The 25,509-nt window shown below is 49.8% G+C and carries 18 protein-coding genes; 2 read left to right on the forward strand and 16 right to left on the reverse strand.

Annotated features, from left to right (window positions below):
- Window positions 1-21: 21 nt before the first annotated feature.
- From DXT99_RS09530 to DXT99_RS09540, 3 genes are all read right to left on the reverse strand, one after another.
- Entirely contained in the window at window positions 22-1,380 is a 1,359-nt protein-coding gene (locus tag DXT99_RS09530; protein ID WP_115565321.1) for an alpha-L-fucosidase, read from the reverse strand.
- Window positions 1,381-2,137: 757 nt separating this feature from the next.
- Window positions 2,138-3,127 (reverse strand): universal stress protein, encoded by a 990-nt coding sequence (locus DXT99_RS09535; protein WP_115565322.1) that lies wholly within the window; start codon window positions 3,125-3,127, stop codon window positions 2,138-2,140.
- Window positions 3,128-3,426: 299 nt separating this feature from the next.
- Window positions 3,427-4,326 (reverse strand): 3-keto-disaccharide hydrolase, encoded by a 900-nt coding sequence (locus DXT99_RS09540; RefSeq protein WP_115565323.1) that lies wholly within the window; start codon window positions 4,324-4,326, stop codon window positions 3,427-3,429.
- Window positions 4,327-4,594: 268 nt separating this feature from the next.
- Between DXT99_RS09540 and DXT99_RS09545 the strand changes: the two genes are divergently transcribed.
- Window positions 4,595-5,449: a helix-turn-helix domain-containing protein gene (locus DXT99_RS09545; RefSeq protein ID WP_115565453.1), complete on the forward strand. Its 855-nt coding sequence runs from the start codon at window positions 4,595-4,597 to the stop codon at window positions 5,447-5,449.
- A gap of 210 nt (window positions 5,450-5,659) precedes the next feature.
- Entirely contained in the window at window positions 5,660-5,824 is a 165-nt protein-coding gene (locus DXT99_RS27000; RefSeq protein WP_181885081.1) for a hypothetical protein, read from the forward strand.
- Between the two features lie 36 nt (window positions 5,825-5,860).
- On the opposite strand, the gene DXT99_RS09550 is transcribed toward DXT99_RS27000, so the two are convergent.
- The 13 genes from DXT99_RS09550 to DXT99_RS09610 all read right to left on the reverse strand — a co-directional run bounded on the left by DXT99_RS09550 (window position 5,861) and on the right by DXT99_RS09610 (window position 25,491).
- A complete protein-coding gene (locus DXT99_RS09550; RefSeq protein WP_115565454.1) occupies window positions 5,861-7,270 on the reverse strand; it encodes a glycoside hydrolase family 28 protein in 1,410 nt (469 codons plus the stop codon).
- Between the two features lie 73 nt (window positions 7,271-7,343).
- The gene (locus DXT99_RS09555; RefSeq protein WP_115565324.1) at window positions 7,344-7,745 is read right to left on the reverse strand and encodes a VOC family protein; all 402 of its coding nucleotides are present in this window, start codon (window positions 7,743-7,745) and stop codon (window positions 7,344-7,346) included.
- 92 nt (window positions 7,746-7,837) lie between these two features.
- The gene (locus DXT99_RS09560) at window positions 7,838-9,001 is read right to left on the reverse strand and encodes a dienelactone hydrolase family protein (protein ID WP_246000610.1); all 1,164 of its coding nucleotides are present in this window, start codon (window positions 8,999-9,001) and stop codon (window positions 7,838-7,840) included.
- A gap of 79 nt (window positions 9,002-9,080) precedes the next feature.
- Window positions 9,081-11,564, reverse strand: a complete 2,484-nt coding sequence (locus DXT99_RS09565; protein ID WP_115565455.1) for a glycoside hydrolase family 95 protein — start codon at window positions 11,562-11,564, stop codon at window positions 9,081-9,083.
- Window positions 11,565-11,614: 50 nt separating this feature from the next.
- Window positions 11,615-12,430, reverse strand: coding sequence for a rhamnogalacturonan acetylesterase (locus DXT99_RS09570; RefSeq protein ID WP_115565326.1), 816 nt, complete (start codon window positions 12,428-12,430; stop codon window positions 11,615-11,617).
- A gap of 23 nt (window positions 12,431-12,453) precedes the next feature.
- Window positions 12,454-13,227, reverse strand: coding sequence for a rhamnogalacturonan acetylesterase (locus DXT99_RS09575; RefSeq protein ID WP_246000612.1), 774 nt, complete (start codon window positions 13,225-13,227; stop codon window positions 12,454-12,456).
- A 134-nt stretch (window positions 13,228-13,361) separates the two neighbouring features.
- Window positions 13,362-14,255 (reverse strand): pectate lyase, encoded by an 894-nt coding sequence (gene pelA, locus DXT99_RS09580; RefSeq protein WP_246000616.1) that lies wholly within the window; start codon window positions 14,253-14,255, stop codon window positions 13,362-13,364.
- 441 nt (window positions 14,256-14,696) lie between these two features.
- Entirely contained in the window at window positions 14,697-16,484 is a 1,788-nt protein-coding gene (locus DXT99_RS09585) for a glycoside hydrolase family 28 protein (protein WP_115565328.1), read from the reverse strand.
- A gap of 11 nt (window positions 16,485-16,495) precedes the next feature.
- On the reverse strand, window positions 16,496-18,244 hold the full coding sequence (locus DXT99_RS09590) for a glycoside hydrolase family 43 protein (RefSeq protein ID WP_246000617.1): 1,749 nt from the start codon (window positions 18,242-18,244) through the stop codon (window positions 16,496-16,498).
- Window positions 18,245-18,279: 35 nt separating this feature from the next.
- On the reverse strand, window positions 18,280-19,266 hold the full coding sequence (locus DXT99_RS09595) for a pectinesterase family protein (RefSeq protein WP_115565329.1): 987 nt from the start codon (window positions 19,264-19,266) through the stop codon (window positions 18,280-18,282).
- A 157-nt stretch (window positions 19,267-19,423) separates the two neighbouring features.
- The gene (locus DXT99_RS09600; RefSeq protein WP_246000619.1) at window positions 19,424-20,683 is read right to left on the reverse strand and encodes a glycoside hydrolase family 88/105 protein; all 1,260 of its coding nucleotides are present in this window, start codon (window positions 20,681-20,683) and stop codon (window positions 19,424-19,426) included.
- A gap of 83 nt (window positions 20,684-20,766) precedes the next feature.
- Entirely contained in the window at window positions 20,767-22,464 is a 1,698-nt protein-coding gene (locus tag DXT99_RS09605) for a RagB/SusD family nutrient uptake outer membrane protein (RefSeq protein WP_115565330.1), read from the reverse strand.
- Window positions 22,465-22,488: 24 nt separating this feature from the next.
- Window positions 22,489-25,491, reverse strand: coding sequence for a SusC/RagA family TonB-linked outer membrane protein (locus DXT99_RS09610; RefSeq protein ID WP_115565331.1), 3,003 nt, complete (start codon window positions 25,489-25,491; stop codon window positions 22,489-22,491).
- Window positions 25,492-25,509: the final 18 nt, after the last annotated feature.

Here is a 25,509-nt window from a genome sequence, read left to right on the forward strand (position 1 = left end):
ACACTTTGTTTTACCGGTAAGCTATTCTCTTGGGGAGGCTTTATAAAAACCCACTTCGGCTAACTGCACCGGCTGCTTCGCCTCCAACACGGTTATCCTGACTCTGGAAGTTTTGATCTGCGGAAACCTTAGCAGCCGCTTATACCCGATGGTGGTGAACTGGTCGACCTGCTGCCATGCCTTGCCGTCCCAGTATTCCATTAAAGCAGTTACATTCCGTTGTCCCTCTGCGATGTTCTCCTGAAACATGGCTCTGTCAAAAGCTATTTCTTTCTGGAAATCCCATACCAAGGGTTGCTTTTCTTTTAGGGTGATGTAAGTAGTGAGTTTCTGGTCGGTTAACTGTTTTGTGACTCTTCCTACAGCCAGATTCTCACGAAAAGTCTCGTCCAGGATACTCCTGAAGTCATGCAGGCTGCGCACATCCTGTTCTGCGAAAAGGCCTTTTGGGTTCGGCGGGATGTTCAGCAAGAGTAAACTGTTCCTGCCTACTGACTTATAGTAGAGGTCCACCAGCTGCTTTCCTGATTTTACTTTGCTGTCTTCTTCCGGATGATAGAACCAGCCCGGCCGAATAGATACGTCCGTCTCCGCCGGAATCCACAAACTGCCCTCCGGGTCGCCCACGTTCAGGTATTTCGGGTCTGCCTTTCCGGGTGCCATTCCCACTGTGTCAATCGTAGACCAGCATGTTTCGCCTGCGTTTCCGGATTCGTTTCCAACCCAGCGCACATCAGGCCCCACATCCGAGAACATGACGGCCTTTGGCTGCAATTCACGCACTAACTGCCAATACCCGTCAAAATCATATTCCATATTTTTGGCATTATCCCCTTTGGCGCCGTCGAACCATACCTCTGACACCTCTCCGTAGTTCGTCAGCAATTCGCGCAGCTGGTTCTTGTAAAAGGCGTTATAAGACGGCGTGCCATACTGTTCCTCATGCTGGTCCCAGGGGGAGAGGTAAAAGCCGAACTTTATCCCGTACTCTTGGCAGGCATCCGCAATTTCTTTTACTACATCGCCTTTGCCGTTTTTCCAGGGGCTGCTGGCAACGGTATGGTCTGTGTATTTTGATGGCCAGAGGCAGAAGCCGTCGTGGTGCTTGGCCGTGATGATGGCCATTTTGAAACCTGTGTCTTTCAAGGTCTTGACAATCTTTCGCGCATCAAAGTCTTTCGGGTTGAAGATCTGCGGGCTCTCTGTTCCGTCGCCCCATTCTTTTCCGGTAAAGGTGTTTACCGTGAAGTGCAGGAAGGCGGTAGTTTCAAGCTGTTGCCACTCCAGCTGGCGGGGTTCGGGCTTTGGCAGTTCCTGTGCTACAATGGGGGTGGAGGCTACTATGGCAGCTATAAGGGTAAACAAAGTGTGCTTCTTCATAGGCGTGTTTCGGGTATGGTATAACCAGCCAATTCTAACTGGTACTTTTACATTCTTGCTTCCTTTGTTCGGCCAGCACTCAACTGCCGATAGCAAAGGTAATCCGGATGCCAGCTGCTTCTTTGCTTTCAGAGTTTGGTACAGGTTACCAGCTGTGCACCGCAGCCATAGATTTGCTACATCATAATAGTCACTTTCTTAATCATTTGCAAGAATTACAACCTGCTTCACCGCCTTTTTGAAGTTGAACCAAGACCTGTTCCTATTCATTTTATACCGAATCTTATGAAGCAGATTCCAGAATGTTGGTGAATTTTCAAATCCGCCGAAGCTGCCGTAGTGCCTGTTCATCCAGCGGCATTAGACCTACTGTTTCATTGTGTTAGTCTTAGCTCTCAAGGCCGAGAGGCCTCGTCTTGGGGGTAGGGGCCCTCTTTTGTGCAGCGCGCTGTGCATTTGAAGCTGCCGGGGGTAGGGGGCCTCTTTAGCTCTGCTCCGGCTGCCTCGCTATCGCTCAGCACCGCAACAAATACAAGGCGCTCAACACAAAGACTGGAAACACCTTCACTTCGTGCCAACAGATATACTTATACTTGATAAGTCACCTATATTTTTATCGAAGGGGCTTTATGTGAGTTGGCATTACTACTCCCTTTATCTCATAGGGTGCAGCGGCAATAAAAAAGCCCTGTCGGTAAAGGCAGGGCTTTTTTATTTTGTTTTGATTATGCACCATCAGGATTCGTGCAGGAGCTCATCATCCACGATCACCTGTACTCTCCAGCTCTTCCTCTACTAAGGGTTGGTTGGAGGCCTCAGTGACAGGTAGCGTAAGCAGCGGCAGATGGTTATAGGCGATCATTTTAGATGTAACGCTTTTATCAAGAAGCCTTTGCAGAACATTGTGCTTCTGCGGGTTTAGTATGAGCAAGTCTGGTTTATGCTCCTGCAGGTACGCCTGTATGCCTGTTGCCGCATCCACCCGCTGTTGCAGTATCACCTTAAAATCTATAGCATTCAATTGCTCGTCAAGTTGTTCCAGTGCAGGCTGTAAACGTTCATCATCAGGCTGCAGGCCATGATGCTTGTCTATGTGCAGCACCTGAAGCTTAGACCGGAAGGTTTTTACGAACTCCTGCAGCTTTGCAAGCAGGAACCTATTGGGCTGCCTGCCCAGGTCTGCCGCAAATACTACCGATTTAAATCCATAAAACTTAGCACCCAGCGGCACTCCCAGCACAGGAACCCTGCTGTTGCGCATTACAGAAACGGTGGTACTACCGATCAGAACCTGACTTAGGGCTCCTCCACCCTGCATGCCCATTACGATGATGTCAGCTTTGTTCGCTTCTGCCGCCTTCATGATCTGCTCATAAACGGTTCCCATTTTAGCTACATAGGTAACACGGCTCGCATACCTTTCACGAGGCCCTTTTTCTATTGCAATGGCATGATTTGGAGAACCTCCACTTTGCCCAGCCCCCTCTACACAGGTATAATTGATAACAATGTCCTCTGGCTGATCGCGCTTACTGTCTTTTACATACTGTTCCAACTCCAGGACCTTCTCCTTTTCCAGCGCAGGTATAACAGATGGAATATCGTAGGCTGCAGGAGGCGACACCATGGGGTGAAAGGCATGAAATATAACAACGTTCAGGCCGGCCTTTTGCGCCAGCTTCAGCGCATACAGTAGCGCACTTTTTGAATCGGGAGAATAATCTACAGGTACCAGGATAGTTTTCATTGCTGCTGATGTTAAGTGAAATACCTCGGGTCAGTTCCTAACTTATCTTACTGATTTACAGCATAAAGGTATACCAGCGAATACAGGATTCTGATGACCGGCATCAGTCAAAAGCAGGAGCTTCATCAGTTTTCAGCAACTGGCAAGCGCTGTAAATCAATATAGCCCCGGCGGAGCGACCTGTTCGTGACTTCTTAACAGGTCGCTCCGCCGGGGCTTTAGTGCTTACTTCATCATGCTATTAACAAGTCGTTCCGCTGGGACTAAGGCGGCCTGAGTACGGCTTTGTGCAGCCCTGATTACTTGCTAAAATAGGCGGCGTACTCTTGGGGCAGTTCCTCCAGGCTTCTGATATTGATATCTTTGTAGTATACCTCGGCGGCTTCGCTCTGTAGCTGTATCTTTCCTTTGGTAAGGGGTTTGGGTTTGCCATTGTCCATGTAGCGGGAATTTTGAAGCACCATCACCACGTGCCCGTTCACTATATGAAGGCTTTTGTCCCCGAAGCAAACCAATTCTATATCTGTCCACTCCCCTGCCGGGCTCTCGTGGTCTTCGCTGCGCAGGCAGAACCCGCTCAGGTCTGTGCCTGCGCCAAGCGGCAGGAAAGGCTGCTTTGTGCTGGCTACGGTGTTCATGTCACCTTCCGGTATATAGGCACGCACATCTATCGCGGAGGAAGCGATGGTCCAGTAGTCGCCCATGTGCCCTTCCATTATCTGGAACTCCTGTGAGAGCATCCAGGCCCGCCAGTAATCCTTCCCGCTCTCGCCAATGGAGTGGTACAGCACCCCGGAGTCTTTCAGTTTATTTGTTCTTGGCACCCATTTCTTGTCGCCCCACTTTACTTTCAGCTTCAGATGGTAATTTTCGAACTCCTGCCTGGTGTAGACACATCCATAAATTTCACCGCTTACCTTCAGGACCGGCTCGCCCTCTTCCTCTACCACCGAGAATACATTATTAATGTTCTTGTTATACCCAATGGGAGGTATGATGCTTCCGTCTTCCTCTTTTGGCGCTTCGCCGTTGTAGCCGTCCTTGTGCCGGTAGCTTAAATACATTTCCCACTGCGACAGGTCCTTATCCAGTAGCGGCTCCCATTTTTCTTCTGTATTGAAAGAACTGATGCCGAACACGCAAATAAAGATAAAGGCGCAGGCTGCCAGGCTCTTGTAAACTCCAGATATGTTTTTCATACTTTTTTAGATTTTGTTTTAACAGGATTCAAACTTCACTAGCACTTCTCACTTTGGCCCTGGAGGATAATTCCACCTGGGTTTTAAGTGAGCCAATCACACCCACTGTGCGACACGGAACAGTTTCCCGTGCCTAGTGGCCAGGTAGAGAGCTGCTTCACCTGAAGGTTTGTGAGCGTTATCAAAAGTAGAAAAGGGAGCTCCTCATAACCTTGTACAAATCCATTGTTCTATGGTAAATCTGCCTACTTATTTGTACTTTCATTTTATGAGACGCTATATCCAGTATGAACCCTTCAATATTTACCTGTTCGACACCAGTAAATGGGAGCACCCGGTTCATAAGCATTCTTACTTTGAAATTATCTTTATCAGGAGTGGGCGTGGGTTGCATGTGATAAATAACAACACTGTTTTGTACACAGCCGGTGATGTGTTTTTACTCGGACCAGAAGACTACCATTACTTTGATATTCAGGAGCATACTACCTTCTGCTACATCCGCTTTACAGAAGTTTATATAAAAGACGAGACTTTACTGAAGGTGCCTGACTACATGCGGACAATAGCGTTTATCCTGAACTCGCCTTATCAATGCCAGGGAACAATTGTTTCAGACAGCGAAGAAAAGGAGCACCTCGACCGATTGCTGTCGGTGCTGCTTTATGAATACAGCAACCGGGGAGAAAGCTCCTACGAACTCATTATGCACAGCATCATGCAGGCGATGCTCGGCATACTGGCGAGGAACATGGTGCGGCAGAAGTTAATTGACAAAAAGAAAACGAAGAGTTCGAAGTTGATAGAAGACATCATGCTGTACATCAGCCAGCATATTTACGAGCCTGAGGCCTTGCGCATGGAGCGGCTGGTAGAGAAATTCAACTTTTCAAACAGTTACCTCAGTATCTTCTTTAAAAAGCAGACAGGAGAATCGCTGCAGCAGTACATTCTGAAGTATAAGCTGAAGATGATTGAAAGCCGCCTGCAATCCGGCGACAGGAGTATTTCCCAAATTGCTTATGAGTTTGGCTTTACAGATGGAAGCCACCTGAACAAATTGTTTAAGAAGTACTATGGCGTGGCACCAGGCGCTTTTAAAGCTAAACAAGTGGCTGATTAGTCCTCATTCGATTTTGCTGGCTTCGCTTTTTGTAGCGCTTGATTCCTTTGCTCAATCTAAAAAAGCTTTTTGGGTGTTCACGTATATAAGTGAAATTAAAACTACGAATTGCTTTATCAGAATAAGTATAAGCTTTGAATGGCAATCGTACGGTTAGATGGAAGATGGAGATACTATTAAAGAAATCAGTTATGAATATCAAATAAGACTATGAATATTTTTGAATTAGTGCTCGGCATACTTGTTACGGCAGGTTTTGGATATGCCCTGGTAAAAAACCTAAGAAAACCTGGATTTGGATATGCCCTACTTAGAGTTGAAACTGTGCTGGGCTTTGCAGTTGGAATTTATATAGTTATAAGCTCCGTGTTTTGAGTGAAAAATCAAGGTATAAAGGGTGACCGATAGCCCCTAGTCCTGTACTTCAGGCGTTTCTTCAAATTCAATCTGTTCCCCGTTGATGATGACATCATTGAAAAAAACATCTTTTACATTAGAGAATTTATAAGGCACATCTACCTTGTTTATCTTTACATTTATCAGGCGCAGGTTCTCTACCGGCGACTGCTCGTAACCCTCCAGGAGCACCCCCACTTTGCCACCATTTTTTACCGTCATGTTCTTTACCTCGATGTTGCGGACAGTAGGCAGGTAAGGGCCTTCGTCTTCGTAGAACATATTGACGCGGATTATCTGCTCTGCTACCTGCCCCACCTCTATATTGCGCAGGTATACGTTTTCTACCACCCCACCACGCATAGAACTTGTTTTAATGCGCAGCGCTCTGTCGAGCAAAGGGCTGTTCATGGTGCAGTCCTCCGCAAACACGTTCCGCACACCACCTGATATCTCGCTCCCGATGACCACGCCACCATGTCCGTTGGCCATCGAGCAACCCTGTATGATGATATTCTCGCTTGGCACATTAATACGGCGGCCATCGGCATTTCTGCCGGATTTTATGGCAATGCAATCGTCTCCGGTGTTAAAGTAGCAGTCTTTGATAAGCACGTTTTTACAGGATTCAGGGTCGCAGCCGTCGGAGTTTGGCCCCTGGCTCTCGACGGTTACCTGCTGTATGGTTACATTCGTGCACAGCACGGGGTTCAGTATCCACATGGGTGAGTTGATGATGGTGACGCCCTCTATCAGCACATTCTCGCAGCGGTAAGGCTGTACGAACTGCGGGCGCAGGTAAAAACCTTCTCCAAACTGACGCTCGCTGACAGGCACATTATTCTCTGCCATTTCGAACAAGGCGGCTCTTTTATCGTCGTCGGTCTGGTTTGGTGTACCTGCTTGCCAGCCATACTTTTTGTTTCCTTTCCAGGGCCACCAGTTGGTTTCATTTGCCTGACCATCTAAGGTGCCCTCGCCTGTTACAGCAATGTTCTTTTCTTCGAAGGCGTAAATCAGGGGCGAGTAATTCATCAGCTCCACTCCTTCCCAGCGGGTATACACCAACGGCAGGTAATCTTTTGGATTTGTGGAGAACAGGATAGTGGCGCCCTTCTCCAGGTGCAGGTTTACGTTGCTCTCCAGGTAAATCGGACCTGACAGGTACTTCCCTGCCGGCACTACCACACGTCCGCCACCTGCCTGGTTACAAGCCTCTATAGCCGCTTTTATGGCTGCAGAATTATCCGCCTTTCCGTCTGCCAGGGCACCATACGCCATGATGTTGAAATCCCTATCCGGAAAAGTGGGCGGCACAATCTGCGTCAGAACTTCAGCGGCATGTTCCCAGGCATCAGTGGAGGCTGCTGCCTTAGATTGATTGGCTGTATTGCTACTGTTACTGCAGGAAGAGAATACCGACATAAGTATAAAAGCAAGAAAAGGAATTGAAGAGCGGACTAATTTCATTTTCGGGGGATTAGGTCGATGCTAAAATTTATCGCCTCTCAGTTGCTGCCAGCATGGGAGTGCCTCTTTTACAAAGCTGCAGGGCAAGCCCCCATGGGTCGCGAAGCATCACCAGGTGTGAGCCATCCTCCAGGCGCTGATCAGACACGACACTGGCTCCTGCTTTTTCCAGCCGTTCTTTGTCAAGTGCAGGGTCTTCGGAAACAAAGGCAAGGTGCACCAGCAACGGGTTCATGTCTCTATAGGGCGGCACCTCATCTGCAGGGTTCAGGTAGATTTCAATCATGATTCTGTCGCTGTCATCAGCCAGGAACGTCATATACGGCGGCTCCTTTAACTGCTTTACAACCTTCAGGCCCAGGTGCGTCACATACCACTCCGCCATTGCTACAGGCGCTTCCACATTCAGTGCAAAATGTTCTAGTTTCATAAAATGAGTCGTTATGTATCAGCGTATTCTACTTCTTAAAGATAAGGTTAGCCTTCCTTCAAACAAGATTCTTTCAGAAAGTCAGCGGAAGATCACTTCAACCACTTCTCCAGCCAGGCAAAGGCATCTTCCTGCATCGCGATGGTCATAGAATGCGGCACATCGTAGTACTTCACTGCAAAGTTCTCCGGGGCTTTCATACTGGAATAGATGGTGGAGAGTTTTTCTTCGGCAGCCTGCATCCCGGTCAGGCTGAAAAGTTTGTCCTGTTTGCAGTTCATCACCATCAGGGGGCGCGGTGCATTCAGAGAAGCGACATCAGGCAAATCGAGGAACTGGTACTGCCGCGGCACATACATCATCCAGGTATGGTGCGCGTGTTGCTGCAGCATCTGCTCATACGTAGTGGAAAATGCCGCTATAACACCAGTCTTTATCCGTGAGTCAAGGCCAAACAAATAAGTGCTGCGCAAGCCGCCCAGGGACAGGCCGATGCAGCCAATTCGCTCCGGATCTACCTCCGGCCGGGACAAAAGAAAGTCTATGGCTACTCTGTCGTTTTGGGCGATGATGCCAAGCCAGGTAGTGCCGGAGGTCAGGATGGTTTTGTTCATCGCCACTTCATTCGGCCCTGCCACCTGCTTGTTGTAGATTTGGATGCGCTCGCTTTCGCTGGCCCCTTCCACTTTCTTGTCGTATCCTTTTGCATCTGTCAGCAGTGCCGGGTCCAGCTTTTGAGATCCAAAGTATGGAGCATCAGGGCAAAGCACCACAAAGCCACGCTTCGCCAGCTCATCCGCATAATACCGGCCCTCATACAGGTTCTGCACATACGCTTCCAGTATGTCCGGCTGATTATCGGTTAGCGTATGTTTCTCTTTCCCGAAGAAGTAAAACCCGCCATGGTCGTGCAACGCGATAACGGCAGGCGCTGGTTTGGTTATGTTATCAGGTACAAGCAGGAAGGCTTCCGTCTTCTGCAAAGCGTTGACATTATAGCGCACCAGGTACTGCGTGTAGCCTTCCCGCTTCGTAGTGCTTAAAATTTCAGAGTTGAGCGGTGCCGGTTCAGGATTGAAAGCGAGCAGCTCATTCAGTTTTGTTTTGGCTGTTTTCCGCCACTTCTCCACACTCCGCCAGTTTCTTGACAGGTAAGACAAGCGGCTGTTGTTTTTGCTGGAGTAGGCATCCAGCAGGGGGTAAAAATTTCCTACATCGGATTTAGGTTGCTCCTGAGCCTGTAAGGTACTGCTCACACAGCACAAAGAGGCGAAGAAGCAAGCAACCCATATGTTAAAGATATTTTTTATCATAAAATATTGTAAAAGGCGCTTCTTACCTCATCTGAAGCTGGTATACCTTGCCTTTTTTTGTGGTTAAATCTACTTCAATCACTTTGGGTATGTCCGATTTTTGCAAATCTGCTTTTGCTGAAACCAAAGGTTCTTTCACCGCAGCTGCTCGGTAAAAAGGATTTTCATTCTCTCCCTGGGCCTGCTTCAACTCGCCTTTTCCAGCCAAGGTTAAAGGGCTTGAAGTACGGATTCTACAGTTTCCTCCCAGATTTGAATGCACCGTTAGTGTTTTCACTTTTCCGTTCTCCCAGCTCATGTCCAGCACGAAACCACCTCTTGCCACCAGCCCCTTCACCTCACCAGATTGCCAGGCGTCTGGCAACGCAGGAAGCAAATGAATAGCCCCATCGTGACTCTGCACCAGCATTTCGGCCATACCAGACGTACACCCAAAGTTACCATCTATCTGGAAAGGCGGGTGCGCATCGAAGAGGTTCGGGTAAGTGCCTCCCCCTTCTCCAGAGGCCTCGCTGCCAGCAGGCGTTAGCTGGTCCTGGATAAGTTTATAGGCGCGATTCCCATCCAGCAGCCTTGCCCACAAATTCACTTTCCAACCCATAGACCAACCTGTAGACCGATCTCCACGGTACACTAACGAATTTCTGGCGGCAGCAAACAAGGCAGGGTTGCTGAACGGAGACACCTGGTTACTGGGGTACAAACCATAGAGATGCGACACATGGCGGTGCTTATCGCCTGTTCTGTCCCAGTCGTGCATCCACTCCTGCAACTGGTTATGCTGCCCTATTTGCATGGGCGGCAGCCTGTCTCTTTTTGCTTTCACCGTATCCGCAAAAGCTTTGTCTGTGCCCAATACCTCCGCTGCACGAATTATGTTGGAAAAAACATCGAATACCAGCTGGTTATCCATAGTAGTGCCTGCCGCAATAGAAACACCGCTCTGGTGCGCGTTTTCAGGGGACATGGACGGTGCTACTACCAGCCACTTGCTAGAGGGTTCCTCCTGCAATACATCTACATAAAACAGGGCTGCGCCTTTCAGCACAGGGTACATCTCCTTCAGGAATTTCTTATCGCCTGTAAAAAGGTAATGCTGCCAGATATGCTGCGTAAGCCAGGCTCCTCCCATCGGCCAAAGTCCGTAAAAAGCGCCATCTATAGGACCCGTCATGCGCCAGATGTCGGTGTTGTGGTGCATGTTCCAGCCTCTGGCCTTGTACATGGTGCGGGCACTTTCTTTGCCTGTCTCCGCTAAGTCTTTGAGCAAGGCAAAGAGCGGTTCGTGCATCTCTGGCAGGTTCGTTACTTCCGCAGGCCAATAGTTCATTTCTGTGTTGATATTGACAGTATACTTGCTGTCCCAGGGCGGCGAGACTTTATCGTTCCAGATACCCTGCAGGTTGGCAGGCTGGGTACCAGGCTGTGAGCTGGAGATAAGTAAATACCTGCCGAACTGAAAGTATAGCGCCGCCAGATGCGGATCGTTTCCGTTGGCAAAAGCAGCCAGGCGTACATCAGTAGGTTGCTGCTCCGCCTCGGTTACGCCCAAGTCTAAGGATACTCTGTCGAAGTACTTTCTGTAGCTTTTGATGTGGGCTTCCTTTGCCTTTTCATATTTCTTCCTGCTGGCCCCGCTCAGGTATTTCGCTGCTTTTTCAGCTTCATTGTCACTTATATCTTTATAGCTTCTGAAGTTTGTACCCATCGAGATATAAATGGTAACAGCATCGGCACCTGTAATCTGCAGCGAAGTGTCCGTAGCAGAAACGTTTCCTCCTTCCACTACAGGTTGTACCTGCGCCTGGAATTTAACCTTCCCTTTTTTGTTGTCTACATCGCCTGAAACGCCTGCCAATACCAGCTTGTTTTGTGCTGCTGCCACTGTGTATTGCTTGTGCGGACTATTCATGCTGAGCGTACAGGTGATGCTTTTCGGCCTGTCGGCGGTTAACCTAACCACAATCACCTCGTCAGGAAAAGACGTAAACATCTCCCTTTTAAAAGTAACGCCATCCACTTTATAAGACACAGAGGCTACAGCCTGCTCAATGTTCAGGTCACGGTAATAGTCTTGTGCGGTATCATGATGGGGAAAAGTTAAAAATAAATCCCCCACGGGCTGATAAGGCATTCCATAGTTGTTGTCGGCAGGAGCATGCCTGGGGACTTTCTCCAGCGCCAGTGCTTGCGCCTCTTTATGCTTCCCTTCAAAAACCAGCCTGCGTATTTCGGGGAGTGCACTATTTAATGCTGTGTTCGTGTTATTGCCAGGCTCACCCGCCCAAACTGTTTCTTCGTTTAGCTGCAGCTGCTCACGCTCAGGATTTCCGAAGACCATCGCACCGATGCGCCCGTTTCCGAGAGGCAAAGCTTCATTCCAATTGTCAGCTGGCTTTGTATACCACAGTTTCAAGGCTGGAGCCTGTACAGACTGTGCAAAAACATTGCTACACAGAAGCCACCACATAAATGCCACCAAGTAAAGGCGATTGAATTTATACATGCATGCTAAGTTTAAGTTTGCTGCTGATATTTCCACCTCCTGCCTCACCTTTACTTCTTCGCCGTCGGCTCTGCCGGCTTAAGTTTTTTCATACCGTTGTATACCAGTTGGGCCACTGCCCTGGCTCCCTCTGGCTGGAAATGCGTATTGTCCTTCTGCCCGTCCGGATAGGCTTCATACTTGCCAGCTGGCAGGTTCATGAAGTAGTGGTCGGTGACATACTCCTGCCCTTTGGCTGTGAAGGCATCAATGGACAGCTGTGTCAGGTCGATGAGCGGCACGTTTAGTTCTTTGGCTACGTCTTTTACCGCCTGCGGGTATTCGCCGTGCACATTACTTAGATTGCTGTCTTTCCAGGGATAGTTGCGGTTAACGGGTGTGAGGAGTATGGGCAGTGCGCCTTTTTCGCGCGTCTGTTTTACATACAGCCGCAGATACTCTTTATAAGCGGGTACATTGGTGTAACGCTCCGGCTTGTTTTCGGCGGCATCGTTGTGCCCGAACTGCATCATCACCACATCATTTTTCTGCAGCGCATTATAAACTTCTGCCCAACGGCCTTCTTCAAAAAAAGTACGTGTGCTACGGCCGCCTCTTGCTTTGTCTACTACCACTACACTGTCGCTTTTGATGATATTCCTGATCTGCCGAAGGCTGTCAGGGCGCATAAACGGTTGGAATACCTGCCCCCACCCTGCTACCGGATAGCGTGTGGCCATGTAGTCTTCAGCGTCATAGTCTCCGGTATAATCCGCGACAGTTGAATCCCCGATGAGGTATACTTTTACCGGATTTTTCTTTAAAGGCGCGAAAGCAGCAAAGGCTATACTGATTAATAATAGAAGGATACCGATGTACTTTTTCATAGGAATAGATTATGAAATATAGCTTACTTTTTCAGCCGTTTGGCCACTTCTGGTAAAGCCGTTTGCATTTCCTCGGCCACCAAGTCGCTCACTCTAAATGCGCCATAAGCCGACAGGTGCGTGTCATCAGAGCGTCCTTCCGGCAGCGACTCATACTCGTTGGGCTCCAGGTGCAGGAACAGCGCCTTGGACTTTTCTTCGCCATAGCGAGACACCAGTTCTTTCGTGCGTTTCTCTAGGTCCAGCAGAGGGACATTCTGTTTCGCAGCCATTTCCCTTACCACCTCCGGATACTTACCATGCGTATCGGTGAGTTCACCGTCTTCGAACTTTCTTCGCACAATAGGTGTGGCCAGCACCGGTATGGCACCTTTTGCCCGCGTCTCTGAGATGTAGCGCTCCAGGTTCTTGCGGTAGTCTGTTTCGGGTGCAGCGTAGCGTTTAGGGTCCTGGTCTTTCTGGTCGTTGTGGCCGAACTCGATGATGACGTAGTCGCCCTTTTTTAGCTTTTGTAGCACTTTGTCCCAGCGGCCTTCGTCGCGGAAGCTCTTGGTACTCCGCCCATTCACCGCATGGTTCTCTACCTTTACGCCTTCCTGCAGGTAAAGCGGGAATACCTGTCCCCAACCTTTCTCCGGATTGCCTTTGCTGTAGGGTTTGTCTGCCAACGTAGAGTCTCCTATCAGGAAAATGGTGGTTTCTTTCTTCTGGATGTGGCTGAGCAGGGGGAGCATCAGGAGGACAAACAGCCCCCATCGTATCGCATTTTTAAAAAATATTAAACTCTTGGTCATCATATTGTACATAGCATTTATCATTCATTCAAGCGCTTTGCTTAAAAATATGTGCCGCCAGCGCTTTGGAGTTTTTAGGATCTACCGCTGCTGTTATCTCTGAGCGAAGGCAACCAGCGTAAATTTTTTCAGGCAACTTATTTTTGTGTAGTCCCCCACTTCTGCTTCCAGTCAGGGTAATCTTTCTCCAGCAGCTCCTGCGGGGAACTGACGTACCAGCTATAGCCATTTCTTCGCTCCTCCTCTATCTCTGAAAGTTTGTCCCGCACAATTCCATCACGGCCTACAAACATCGGCTTGTTTGTTCCTATCTCATAAAAACGGGCCCACAAGGGAGGTGCCGAGGGGTCTTTGACCACTACTGCATTATGGCCTCTTTTCATGGAAGGATCCTTTACCCTATCCACCCGGATTCCGGTTATCTTTACACGCTCCAGCCACGATACCGCTCCCTCCACGGCACGCACTATATCCGGGCTTGGGTTCTCTATTTCCATCAGGTACTTTACAATGCCCACGCTTTCACCACCGCTGACAGATCGTAACTCATAAGCACGGGCTTTCTGAGGAGTTAAGTCGTGGCGGTCGTGCTGTGCACACCATGCGGTTAGCCTGCCGTCTACTTTTATCTGTGTCTGCAGAATTACATGCAGGCCCTTTTCGATGGCTTTAGCTGCCAGATTTCTTCGTGCAGCGTCTACAAAGGTATAAGGCTCTTTTCTTTGAGCCACATCGCGTAACAGCTGCATCACTCCGATCATGGCCCCATCATTAAAAGTGATGTGCTCATAATATCCTTTTCGAATAGGATAGTATTGTGGCCATCCGCCATTTTCGTATTGGGCCTCCAACAAATAGTCCAGTCCCCGCAGAAAGCCTTTTTTGTATTTCTCCTGCCCCGTAGCCTCATACACCCTCGCCATGTATTCCAGCTGTGTGAAGGTGGCACCATTATCAATTGTTGCTACATCCTCCTTTTCTGCTTTGGATAGGAGCACTTCTTTCTCTTCCTCAGACAAAATTTTTGCCATATCCGTGTTCTTATGCCAGCCACCATTATTGCGCTGATACAAAAGGAGATTGTCGGCGATGCGGACAGCTTCAGAACCGGAATACCACTCCTGATTCTGCTGTAGTATGCCCCTGCCCCACCTGATAGACTCAGCAGTTTGAGCAGTCTGTGTTTGGCCGGTACAACTGGTAGAAGAGATGCAGCACAGCAGGAAAAACGCCAGTAGAACAACTGTGCGTTTTAGAGATTTGAGCTCACATTTTAATAATCCATTAGATTTAATATCCACAATCAGTTGTCCCGGGCTTACTGGCTTAGAATAACTCCAATTCCTCCTACCGCGAGTCCTGTTCATAGTTTTTTATTACAATTGCGTTAACTGATTGAGTAGTGGCAAAGGATTTATACAATTTACAGAAAGCAGCTTATGCTAACCATGGGCTGCTTTCTGCTTCATATACTATTGCTCCATGGTGAGTGCCGTGTTGTTCAGGTCTTTGCCTTTGGATACCTGCTGTGAAGCGTTTTTGAAGTCTTTGCTTTCGAGCTTCACGTTCTTTGTCAGCGGCCCCATTACCTTTACCACAGGTCCCTGTTTCTCGTCATAAGACAAACCCTTCACATCGATATTCTTGCTGTTGTAGATGGTCAGCGCAGGACCACTTTCCGTTATCACTTTCACGTTCTTTAGGTTGATACCATCAGTGTCTACCGCCGTGATGCCTTTCTTCGCCTTCAGCACCGCATTCTCAATGTTTACATTTTGCAGGTTCATCTCGGGCAGGCCCTGTAATGCTACTGCCTGCTCTGCTCCGGCTACTCTGATGTTTTTCATGTAGATGTCCTTGAAAGAAGGTGTCTCTTCCGTAACGGGCACCAGTTTTTCTACTCTTGCTTCTGTGTCTGCGCTCTGGTCTTCTTCCAGTACAGGCGAGTTGCCACCATAAAACAGGTTAAAGCTGATGGCCTGTGTTGGGATATCAATCATGTCGATGTTGGAGATGTAGATGTTCTCTACCACCCCGCCTCTGCCGCGCGTGCTCTTAAAGCGCAGGCCGATGTCCGTACCCATAAACGTACAGTTGGAAACGTGCACGTTCTTTACGCCACCAGACATCTCGCTGCCTACCACAAAGCCACCGTGGCCGTGGTATACCGTGTTTTTCTTCACAATCACATTTTCAGTGGCCATGCCTCTTTTGCGACCGTCCTCATCTTTACCGGATTTGATACAGATGGCATCGTCGCCCACATCGAAGGTATTGTTATGGATAACGGCATTCTTACACGACTCCAGATCCAAACCGTCGCCGTTCTGGGAGTACCAGGGGTTGCGCACGTTCAGGTTACGGATGGTAACATCCTCGCTCATGAGCGGGTGCAGGTTCCAGGCAGGTGAGTTCTGGAAAGTAGGTCCGTCCAGCATCACTTTTTTACACTCAATCAGGCTTACCATTACTGGGCGCAGGAAGTCCCTTACGGCCTCGTACTGCTCTTTTGTTTTCAGGTGTGTGGGCACGTTGAAATTACTGCCCGGTGTATCCCCTTTCATGGAATTTGCAGAAGGGTACCACATCTTGCCGTCTTCGGTCACCACGCCACCTGATTTTACCAGGTTCTTCCATTGGGCATCAGTCATTTTGCTTTTCTTTACTGGCCGCCAGGCATCGCCGGAGCCGTCGAAAGTACCTTTGCCCGTAATGGCGATATTCTCCACCCCTCTTGCCGAAATCGGTGACTGGCACCGGTAGGTCTCTAAACCCTCAAAGCTGGTTTGAACAAGTGGATAATCATTGAAGTCTTCGCTGAAAATGACCATGGCCCCTTCCTCGGCATGCAGGTTGATATTGCTCTGCAGTACAATTGGACCTGTCAGCCACATACCACGCGGTATTACAACTTTGCCACCACCTTTCGCTGAAACATCGGCAATGGCTTTCTCAAACGCCTGCGTGTTCTTCACAAGTCCGTCGCCTACGGCACCAAAGTCTGCGATGCTGACACTGTAGTTCGGGAATGTTGGCTCCTGTACCCGCGGCATGTCAAACTCAATGCCTTCGTATAAATCTGCAGCCGTACTAGTGGTTGCATTTGCTGCGGTTGTAGCTGTGCCTGTTGTAGCAGCAGCTGTTGCAGCTGTTGCTGTGTTTGCCTGAGCAGTTGGCTGGCGCTGGCAGGAGAACTGGAGTGCACCAGTCAGCCCTATCAGCAGTAACAGCCGGTTTACGGATATCTTCTTTGTATTCATATGCTTTGTATTTATTTCTTGCTTTGGAAAGTGGAGGATGTATTTGGTGTGATCCTGAACCAATCGTAATCGGCATAGCCGGCATCATTTATTTTATCTTCTCTGGTGGCAAAGATGCCGACTTTGGCCCCAATCCAACGGCCTGGAACAGCAGTAAAGGCGTTGCCTACTTTTTTGAAATCATTCCCGTTTTCGCTGTAACTGAACTGGCACAGGGCACCTTTATCTATCTCTACCCGGAGGTATGCTTCGTTGCCGTTCAGTTTGTCCAGCAACTGCTCGCTTTCAGGCGTACTTTTGTGTGCATCGTCTACAGTATTAAAGGCTAAGTATATACCATCCTTCTTGCTTACAAGTGAAAGGTGAGCGTAATCTTCACCCATTACAATCAGGCCAGTGCGCTCGTTCTGAAGTTTTGGATTGGGGGAGAATTTCAGCTTGGTAGTGGCGGTGAAGGTTTCTGCCGGAAACTTCTGCAGTAGCAGGTTCGGCACATCCCAGAAGTTTTTATAATCTTCCGGGAGCTGGTCTGTAAACAACCGCAACGCTCCTTTGCTTCCTGTTGCAAAAGCCCAGGTTGCTTTTGGGTTTGCATGCCACTGCCACTGCAGGCCAAGCCCGTTTCCCTCAAACTCATCCGACTCCTGTGGCGTCACGACAGGATAAGTCTTGCCGACATCAGGTTTCTTATAGGACATCACGGGTTCGCCTTTGCCATCGCCGTCTTTGTCCACGCCAATTACCGGCCAGTCGTTCACCCACTTCATTGGCTGCAGGTGCACAATACGCCCGTAAGCCTCCACATCCTGGAAATGGAAGAACCAGTCTTCGCCTGAAGGGGTATTTACCCAGGCGCCTTGGTGCGGGCCATTGATGCTGGTGTTGCCCTGGTCCATCACGATTTTTTCCTCATATGGACCAAACACGTTTTTGGAGCGCAGCACCAGCTGCCAACCCGTGGACACGCCGCCTGCAGGGGCAAAAATATAGTAGTACCCGTTGTGCTTGTAAAACTTAGGCCCTTCCACCGTTGGGTGCTCGTCGTGGCCGTCAAACACCATCACCCCATCATCCAGCAGTTTCGTGCCATCCGGGCTCATTTTATTTACCACCAGTATGCTTTTAATACCTGCGCGACTGCCTGCATAGGCATGCACGAGGTAGGCGTTGCCATCCTCATCCCACAGCGGGCAGGAGTCAATGAGGCCTTTTCCTGCCTGCACCAGCACCGGTTCCTCCCACTGCCCCGCCGGGTCTTTGGTCTTTACCATATAAATGCCGTAGTCAGGGTCGCCCCAGTAAATGTAGAATTCCCCATTATGGTGCCGGATAGCAGGTGCCCATACGCCGTTGCCATGCTGCGGCTTCGCAAAATGTTCGATGGGTGTGTTATAGTCCAGGGCATAGCCAATGATGTTCCAGTTCACCATGTCTTTGGAGTGCAAAATCTGCAAACCAGGGGCAACATTGAAGCTGGAGGAAGTCATGTAATAGTCATCGCCTACGCGGCACACATCCGGGTCAGAATAATCGGCGTGAATGATAGGGTTATTGTAGGTACCATCTCCCTGATCTGCCACCCATACCTTTGAAACCTCTGTGGCAGTTTGAGTGGAGGTAGCTGCCGTTGTGTTTTCGGTTGTCTTGCTTTGAGTTACGCCCTGCGAGCAGGAATAACTCCAACAGGAAATTGCCAGGCTGGCATATAAAAAGAAGCGGTTGTGCATCATGGTGAAACTGTTTATGCGGTTTTCATTCATACTGTACTGGCCCCTGCGCAAAAGCTGGCGCTCTACTATTTACTGGCTGAAGCTGTTGGCTTACCCGGCACCCAATCACCAAAAATCTTCTCCAGGGTATAATTTTCGGCTTGTTCTTTTGAGAGCTGATGCGACCAATTCACACGTTTGGCTGCATTGGCACCCGGACCTTTCGAGTTATACTCCGCGTAGAAAGATGTCTTTTCAGCATCCGGCTTATTCCAGTTGTGCCAGCCTTCCGACTTGATATGGTTGCCCATGTAGGTGTTGATAAAAACGGATTTGGCATAGGGCCTCCAGGGCCTGCCCAGGTAATAGGAGTTGGCAGGCGCATTGCCTGTGAGGCGGCAGTTCAGGAACACGAAGCCGTAGGGTGTTTCTTCTAAAGTAGAGGCCGCCGTTATATAGCTTCCTCCCTCCTTGCTGAAAATCTCACAGTCTTCGAACACAGCAGTAGACCAGCCGAAAATAAAGTCAGTGGTGCCTTCTATGTAGCAGTTCTTATAATATTGGCGGCTCTTTTCGCCATGCGGGTAGAGTGTATCCTGGTAGCCTAGAAAGCGGCAGTTGGAAAACATCACTTTATCCCCGTCCACGCGCACCGCCACAGCCTGCCCTACTGGTCCGGCTGAATTCTCGAAGGTGATGTTTTCGGCTGAGAAATCATCTCCAAAAACATAGAAACTGGTGGAACCGGTAGTGCCCATCTCTTCGCCAAAGCGGTTCTTCTTCGCCGCATAGTCGTCATGCGTCAGAATGGTTTTCTGCACGTCTTCCCCCACAAACTTCACAGCGGTTTTAGAAGGCGGCAGTACCAGCTTCTCTTTATAGACCCCGTTTTTGATGTGAATCGTAGTTTGGTTCTTTCTGAAATCAGGTACCGCGTTAATGGCCTCCTGCACTGTTAAGAAATCACCGCTTCCGTCTTTGGCCACCACAAAATCATGCTTTTGCGCCTGCACATGGTTTAGCACCAGGCAGAGCAGGAAGGCAAGGAAGTAAGCGTGTTTTTTTATGGTCATGGTGTCTTGGTTTTATAAACTCGTTTGCGGAATGATATCAAAGAGTGCGTTGAAACATCTTTACCCGCCCCTGCCCCTCCCAGGAGGGGAATTTTCCTTATGTGTGTAATTCCCCTCCTGGGAGGGGCAGGGGTGGGTTCATTCAAATGCTTTTGCGTTATTTAGATGCCGTTTTATTCAGTTCTTCGAACTCAAGCGAGGCCATGATAAAAGGAGCCACTGCCTTTGGATCGTTATTGCGGCGCTCTTCGTTGATGTAGTATTCATAAGTACCATCACGATAAGGATTACCGCCCAGGCCGGCCACCGCACACACGTTGGTGATGCTGATGGAGCCATCGGCATTCTTTTCTATGAAATTGTTCAGGATACCAGTATATGCCTTTTCAGCGTGCTGCATGTACTGCTGGTCGATATGGCCTTTCTTAGCAGCTTTCACCAGGAAATAAGTAAACATGCTGGAAGCAGAAGCCTCCAGGTAATTGCCCTCTTTGCCGCCCATGTCCACCACCTGCCACCAAAGGCCTGTGTCCTTGTCCTGGTACTGTGTAAGAGCATTGGCCATTTTCTGCGTAATCTGCAGCACCTCGTTTCTCCTTGGATGATTTTCCGGGAGGTAATCCAGCACATCCACTAGCGCCATGGCATACCAACCCATCGCGCGGCCCCATACATTCGGTGATTTACCTGTCTCCGGATCGGCCCACTTCTGCTCACGGCTCTCGTCCCAGCCGTGGTGCCAGAGCCCTTTCTCGCTGTTCCAGGTGTACTTGTCTACCAGGCTGATTTGCTTCGTTACCTCATCAAACAGCGCAGGCTCGTTGAACTCCACCCCATACTGTGCCAGGAAGGGAGAAGCCATGTACAAACCATCGAGCCACATCTGGTGCGGGTATATTTTCTTGTGCCAGAAGCCACCTTCGGATGTCCGCGGGTGCGTGCGCATCTGGTCGCGTAGTTCCTCTAAAGCCAGTTTATATTTCTCGTCGCCTGTCTCCTTGTACAGCTCCATCAGGAACTTACCAGGGTTTACACGATCGATGTTATAGTCTGTTTTTTTATAGGTCATGATGGTCCCGTCTTCGCTGATCATGGTGTCGGCGAAGGCCTGGATGTAGTTCAGGTACTTTTCATCCCCGGTTTTGTCATAGACCCTTTCAATAGCGCTGGCGAACAGCCCTTGGGTATAGTCCCATTTCGGCTTCTCCTTGAAATCAATCATCCAGCCTTCCGGATTGCGCTTGATGTCGGAGTCGGCCATCCAGACGGAGTAAGGTTTATCTGTAGACTGAGGCTGCTGTTCCTGCTCTGTAGCAAGTTCTGCCGCAGGCTTGCCCTGCTGGCAGGCTACAGCCAGCAACAGCAGAATGGGGAAAGTAAATTTGATAAACGTCATTTTCTTCTCGTCTTTAATCATGCTGACAGTTTCAGTTCGTTTTGGCTTATAACTTATGGATTAAGCAGCGGGAAACAAAGTTTTGCCTCCCGCTGCTGCCCTTATTAGTTGTAGCCTTCGTTTTGGGTAAACTCACCAGGGTTGGAAACCACATCCAGTTGTGCCTGCGGGATAGGTCTTACACTGTGGAACTGTTGTATGTTAGGCGCGGCATCGGGGTTATATGCCTGCACCCGCTCTACCAGTTTATTCGTGCGCTTGAGGTCGAACCAGCGCTGCTGCTCACCGGCAAACTCCCGGGCACGCTCATCCAGTATGAAGTCAATGTCCAGTTGGTCTGCGCTTATCTCCATCTCCGCTTCCTGTCCGGGCAGAGCGGCTCTTCTGCGTACCACGTTCATATGTTCAACCGCTTCAGACATGTTACCCAGCATCATCTCAGCTTCTGCTACGATCAGGTACATTTCAGCCAGGCGGATAACGTAAGCATCGCGCCGTCCCGACATCTGTGAGATAGTTGGGCGGGAAGTATCCAGGAACTTCTTCAGCGACATAAACCGGTCTCTTACCTGCGGCGCATCCCCCGCACTTACATCATAGGTTCTGCTTCTGTCGATGATGGTATAAGTCGTTGCATCCTTCACTGCGTTTGGCACCACATACTTGGTGGCATAGATGGCCGTATCTCCGGCGGCAAAGCTTACGGAGCGCTGTGTGCCGTCAGAAGAGGTGACGTTGTAGGTGCCGGGCTTGTTTGCGTACCATACCGTCTGAAAAGTGACGTCGTAGCGGGCATCTTTTGTTTCGTCAAAAAGGTCCAGCAGGTGTGCCGTTGGCATAAAGCGGGCAAACGGACGGCCATACGTGATATCACGCTGCATGCCCGGCAACTGATCATAGGTCATCAGGAAAAACAGGTGCGAGTTGTTGCCGCCATCACGCAGCAGGATGTCGTCGCTGCTGGAGTTGGTCAGGCCGTCGAACTCCCTGTTGAGTACGAGATCAGCAGTAAAATTCACGTTCCATACTACCTCAGAATTGCCAACATTGTCGATGTCCCATAACCCTTCATAAGTTGGCACTAGGCTGAAGTTATAGTCACTGATTACTTTTTGTGCCAGTTGTGAGGCCTCTGCATAATTACCGCGGTACAGGTGCATGCGCGCCATAAAAGCCTCTGCTGCGGGCTTGGTTACGCGGCCATACTGGTTTGAGGTAACAGGCAGGTTGGCCGCTGCAAATTGCAGGTCCTCAAATATCTGGTTATAAAAAGCCTCCACAGAAGAACGATTCGCCGTGGTGGACACTCCTATGGTTTCATCTGTTGCCAAATGCACCCCGCCCCAAGTTTCCACGATGTGCCACAGGTAAAATGCTCTCAGGAAGCGGGCTTCTCCTTCCCGTACCGGCTTTAAGTCAGCAGGCAATGAAGAGTCAGGAATGCGGGCGATGGCAGCATTTGTCGCGTTAAGGGCGGCATACAAGCGTGTCCAGTAAAAAGTGATGGGTCCGTTAGCTCCTGAAAGGTCAGAGTTGTAGAGCGCCACCGGCGGGTTCTCCATACCGCTGCCACGGGTAAAAATATCAGTACCCAGTTCTGTTAAGGCAATGCCGTTCTCTTTCCCGTACCAGAAGCGCATGGGCGTGTACAGGGAGTTCACCAGGCTTTCAATGCCCTCTGTGGTGGAGTAATAGCCCTCGGAGGTAAGGCCAGACACGTTTTCCTCATCCAGAAAAGACTCGCAGGACGCAGAGCCCAAAAGCAGGGCTGGAAGTATGAATTTATATAATATCTTCTTCATGATTTTTCAGGTTTGATTGTGTCGCTAAAACTCGAGGTTCAAGCCAAATACCATTTGCTTTGTCATCGGGAAGCTAAGCGCACCGCCTCTTTCCGGATCATAAGGAGCTATTTCGCTGTGCAGAATAAAGTAGTTCTTAGCGGTAACATAAGCTCTGAGGCGCGCGAGTTTCAGCCTTTCCGAAATGGCATTCGGGAAGGTGTAAGCCAGTGTTATATCGCGCATCTTTACAAAAGAACCATCCACGTACTGCAGGGTAGAGTAGTAGCGTGTGCTGGATCTGCTGGTGCCAGCGTTTGGCCTTGGGTAAGCGTTCGTTGGGTTTTCCGGTGTCCAATAGTCTACCATCGGTCCGTTTTCCAGACCGTCTACTTTATAGGAACCGGCTGCCTCGCTGATGATGGTTTGTCCGATACGGGCATATACCATGAAGGAAAGCTCCAGCCCTTTGTAACCTAGCCTGTTCGTGACGCCAAGCGTCCAGTCCGGGGTCTCATTGCCTATTACAATGCGGTCTTCAGGGGTAATCACGCCGTCACCATCCTGGTCTCTCACCCGGATATCTCCCGGATTTTGCTGGTTCACAGCGGCCGCATCTTCCTCACCTGACTGCCAGATGCCAATCTTCTCATAATCGTAGAACACGTTCAGCGGCTGACCTACATGCAAACCATAGTCGCCAAAACTCAGATCGCGCTCCACACCGTCTGCCAACTTCACCACTTCCTCTTTGTTTCTGGCAAAGCTCACATCAGTACTCCACCTGATTCCGTTTGGCTGGTCCAGGTTAATAGTCCCTAACTGTAGTTCCACGCCACGGTTGCGCGTCTCACCCACGTTGTCAATCACGCGCTCATAACCGGTGGTAGTTGGCAGGTTTCTTTCCAGCAGCAGGTCCCTGGTGTTTTGCTGGTATACATCCAGCGTACCTACCACCCTGTTGTAGAACAATCCGAAGTCGAGGCCTGCATTCGCTGTCGCTGTTGTTTCCCAGGTCAGGTTCGGGTTTGGCAATGCCCCTGGGTAGTAGCCGTATGCCGGAGATTCGGCTGTGCCCTGGTCGAAGGCATAGGTAGAGCGGCCCAGGCCACCCAATGTCAGATAGGGATCTATCTGGCTGTTGCCCGAGATGCCGTAGCTTAAACGAAGCTTCAGGTCAGATATGAAATTCACGTCGCGCAGGAAGTTTTCCTCCTTCAGCAACCAGCCCACTGACGCGGAAGGAAAATAATCCCATTTCCTGCCTTCTGCCAGCACTGACGAGCCATCTGTCCGCAACACCCCTGTGAACAGGTACTTATTAAAGAGTTTGTAGTTGACACGCCCAAAGAAAGAAGCCATGCTTCGCTCTACCAGGCTGCTGTTCAGTTGGAAGGCCGTCTGGGTGGCACCGAGGTTATAAAACAACAGCGTGGAAGAAAGCAGGTCTCTGCCCTGTGCCGAAAAGAATTCTGTTCGCTCAGACCAGATACTGGTGCCAAGGGTGGCAGAAAGCTCGTGGTTCTCAGACAGCGTCTTGTTATAGTTGGCAAAGTTCTCCCACGTAAACCGGGAAAAGTTACCCAATTCAGCCCGTGCAAGGGAGAGTCCGTTCGGGCCGGTCTCGATGGTGTTGGTGGCTGCGAACAAACCGTTGCGGTTATTGGATTGATCAATACCAAAGCGGGAGGTAAGCGTCAGGTTCTCAATCGGTGTGTAGTCAAGCGACAGATTACCGAAAAAGCGCCTGTTTACATCGTTGTTCTCATAGTTACCCGGCTGCTCATCCACCAGCGGGTTTAAGGTGGAGGCATCGCCTACCGGGAAAGTTACCAGGTTTCCTTCAGCGTCATAGGGCGCACCCAGCGGGCTCATCTTGTTTGCCTGGTTTAGGGGGTCTCTCCTGATGTCGCGGTCCCTGTAGGTATACATCAGGTTGGTGCTCAGCTTCAGGTTGTCCAGCAGATTATAGCCAATGTTCATGCGGCCGCTGTAACGCTCCAACTGGTCGTTTGCCAGCAGGCCCTTCTCATTAAAATATTCTGTGGAGAAATAGTAATTGATTTTATCGCTTCCGCCGGAAACTCCTATCTGGTGGTTTTGCTGGCTTCCGGTGCCGATAAGCTCTTCTCCCCACTCTGTCCAGATGCCGTTCTGGAAGTTTTCGAATTGTGCCGGTGGCAGTATCCGCTCATCATCTTCCGGGCCATCCCACTCTCCCACTGTTCGGCGGGCTTCTCTGCGCAGCTGCACCCACTCAGGACCTGTCATGATATCCGCGTAACCGTTTCTGGTCTGGATGCCATAGTAAGAGTTAAGTGTAACGCGTGTTTTGCCTGCCGCACCACTCTTGGTCGTAATCAGGATAACACCGTTTGCGCCAAGCGAGCCATAAATAGCTGTAGCAGTGGCATCTTTCAGCACCTCCATAGAGGCAATGTCGTTGGGGTTCACATCAAGCGGACCGTCGTAGCGTATACCGTCCACGAGTATGAGTGGCTGGTTGCTTGCGTTTACTGATCTGTTTCCCCGGATGTTGAAGTTCAGACCGGCTCCTGCCTGTCCGCTCGTTCTGGTCAGGTCGAGGCCTGGCACTTTCCCCTGCATTACCTCTAGGCCGTTGGTAACCGGTATTGCCGTCAGGTCTTCGCCACGCACAGAGGCTACTGAACCCGTGAGATCTGATTTTTTCACGGTGCCGTATCCAATCACCACCACTTCTTCCAGTGCCCTGGAATCCGGAGCCAGCGACACGTTAACTGTAGAGCGGTTGTTCACCTGCACTTCCTGTGGCTGGTAACCGATAAAGGAAAACACCAGCGTGGCATCTGATGTGGTGACCGGCAAAGTATAAGCACCGTCCGCACCAGTGGCTGTTCCATTGGTTGTACCCTTTACCAGCACTGTTACACCGGGCAGGCCATCGCCATTTTCATCCGTTACTCTGCCGCTGACGGTAGCGCTTTGCGCCAGTACTGTTGCAACAGAGAATAACATAAGCAGGAAAGTAAGCATGTGCCTCCCGCTTCTAAGTAATGCTCGTCCCATAGATTCTTTAAGTTTAAA

The organism is Pontibacter diazotrophicus, assembly GCF_003367245.1.
In the GTDB taxonomy this organism is placed as follows: Bacteria; Bacteroidota; Bacteroidia; order Cytophagales; family Hymenobacteraceae; genus Pontibacter; species Pontibacter diazotrophicus.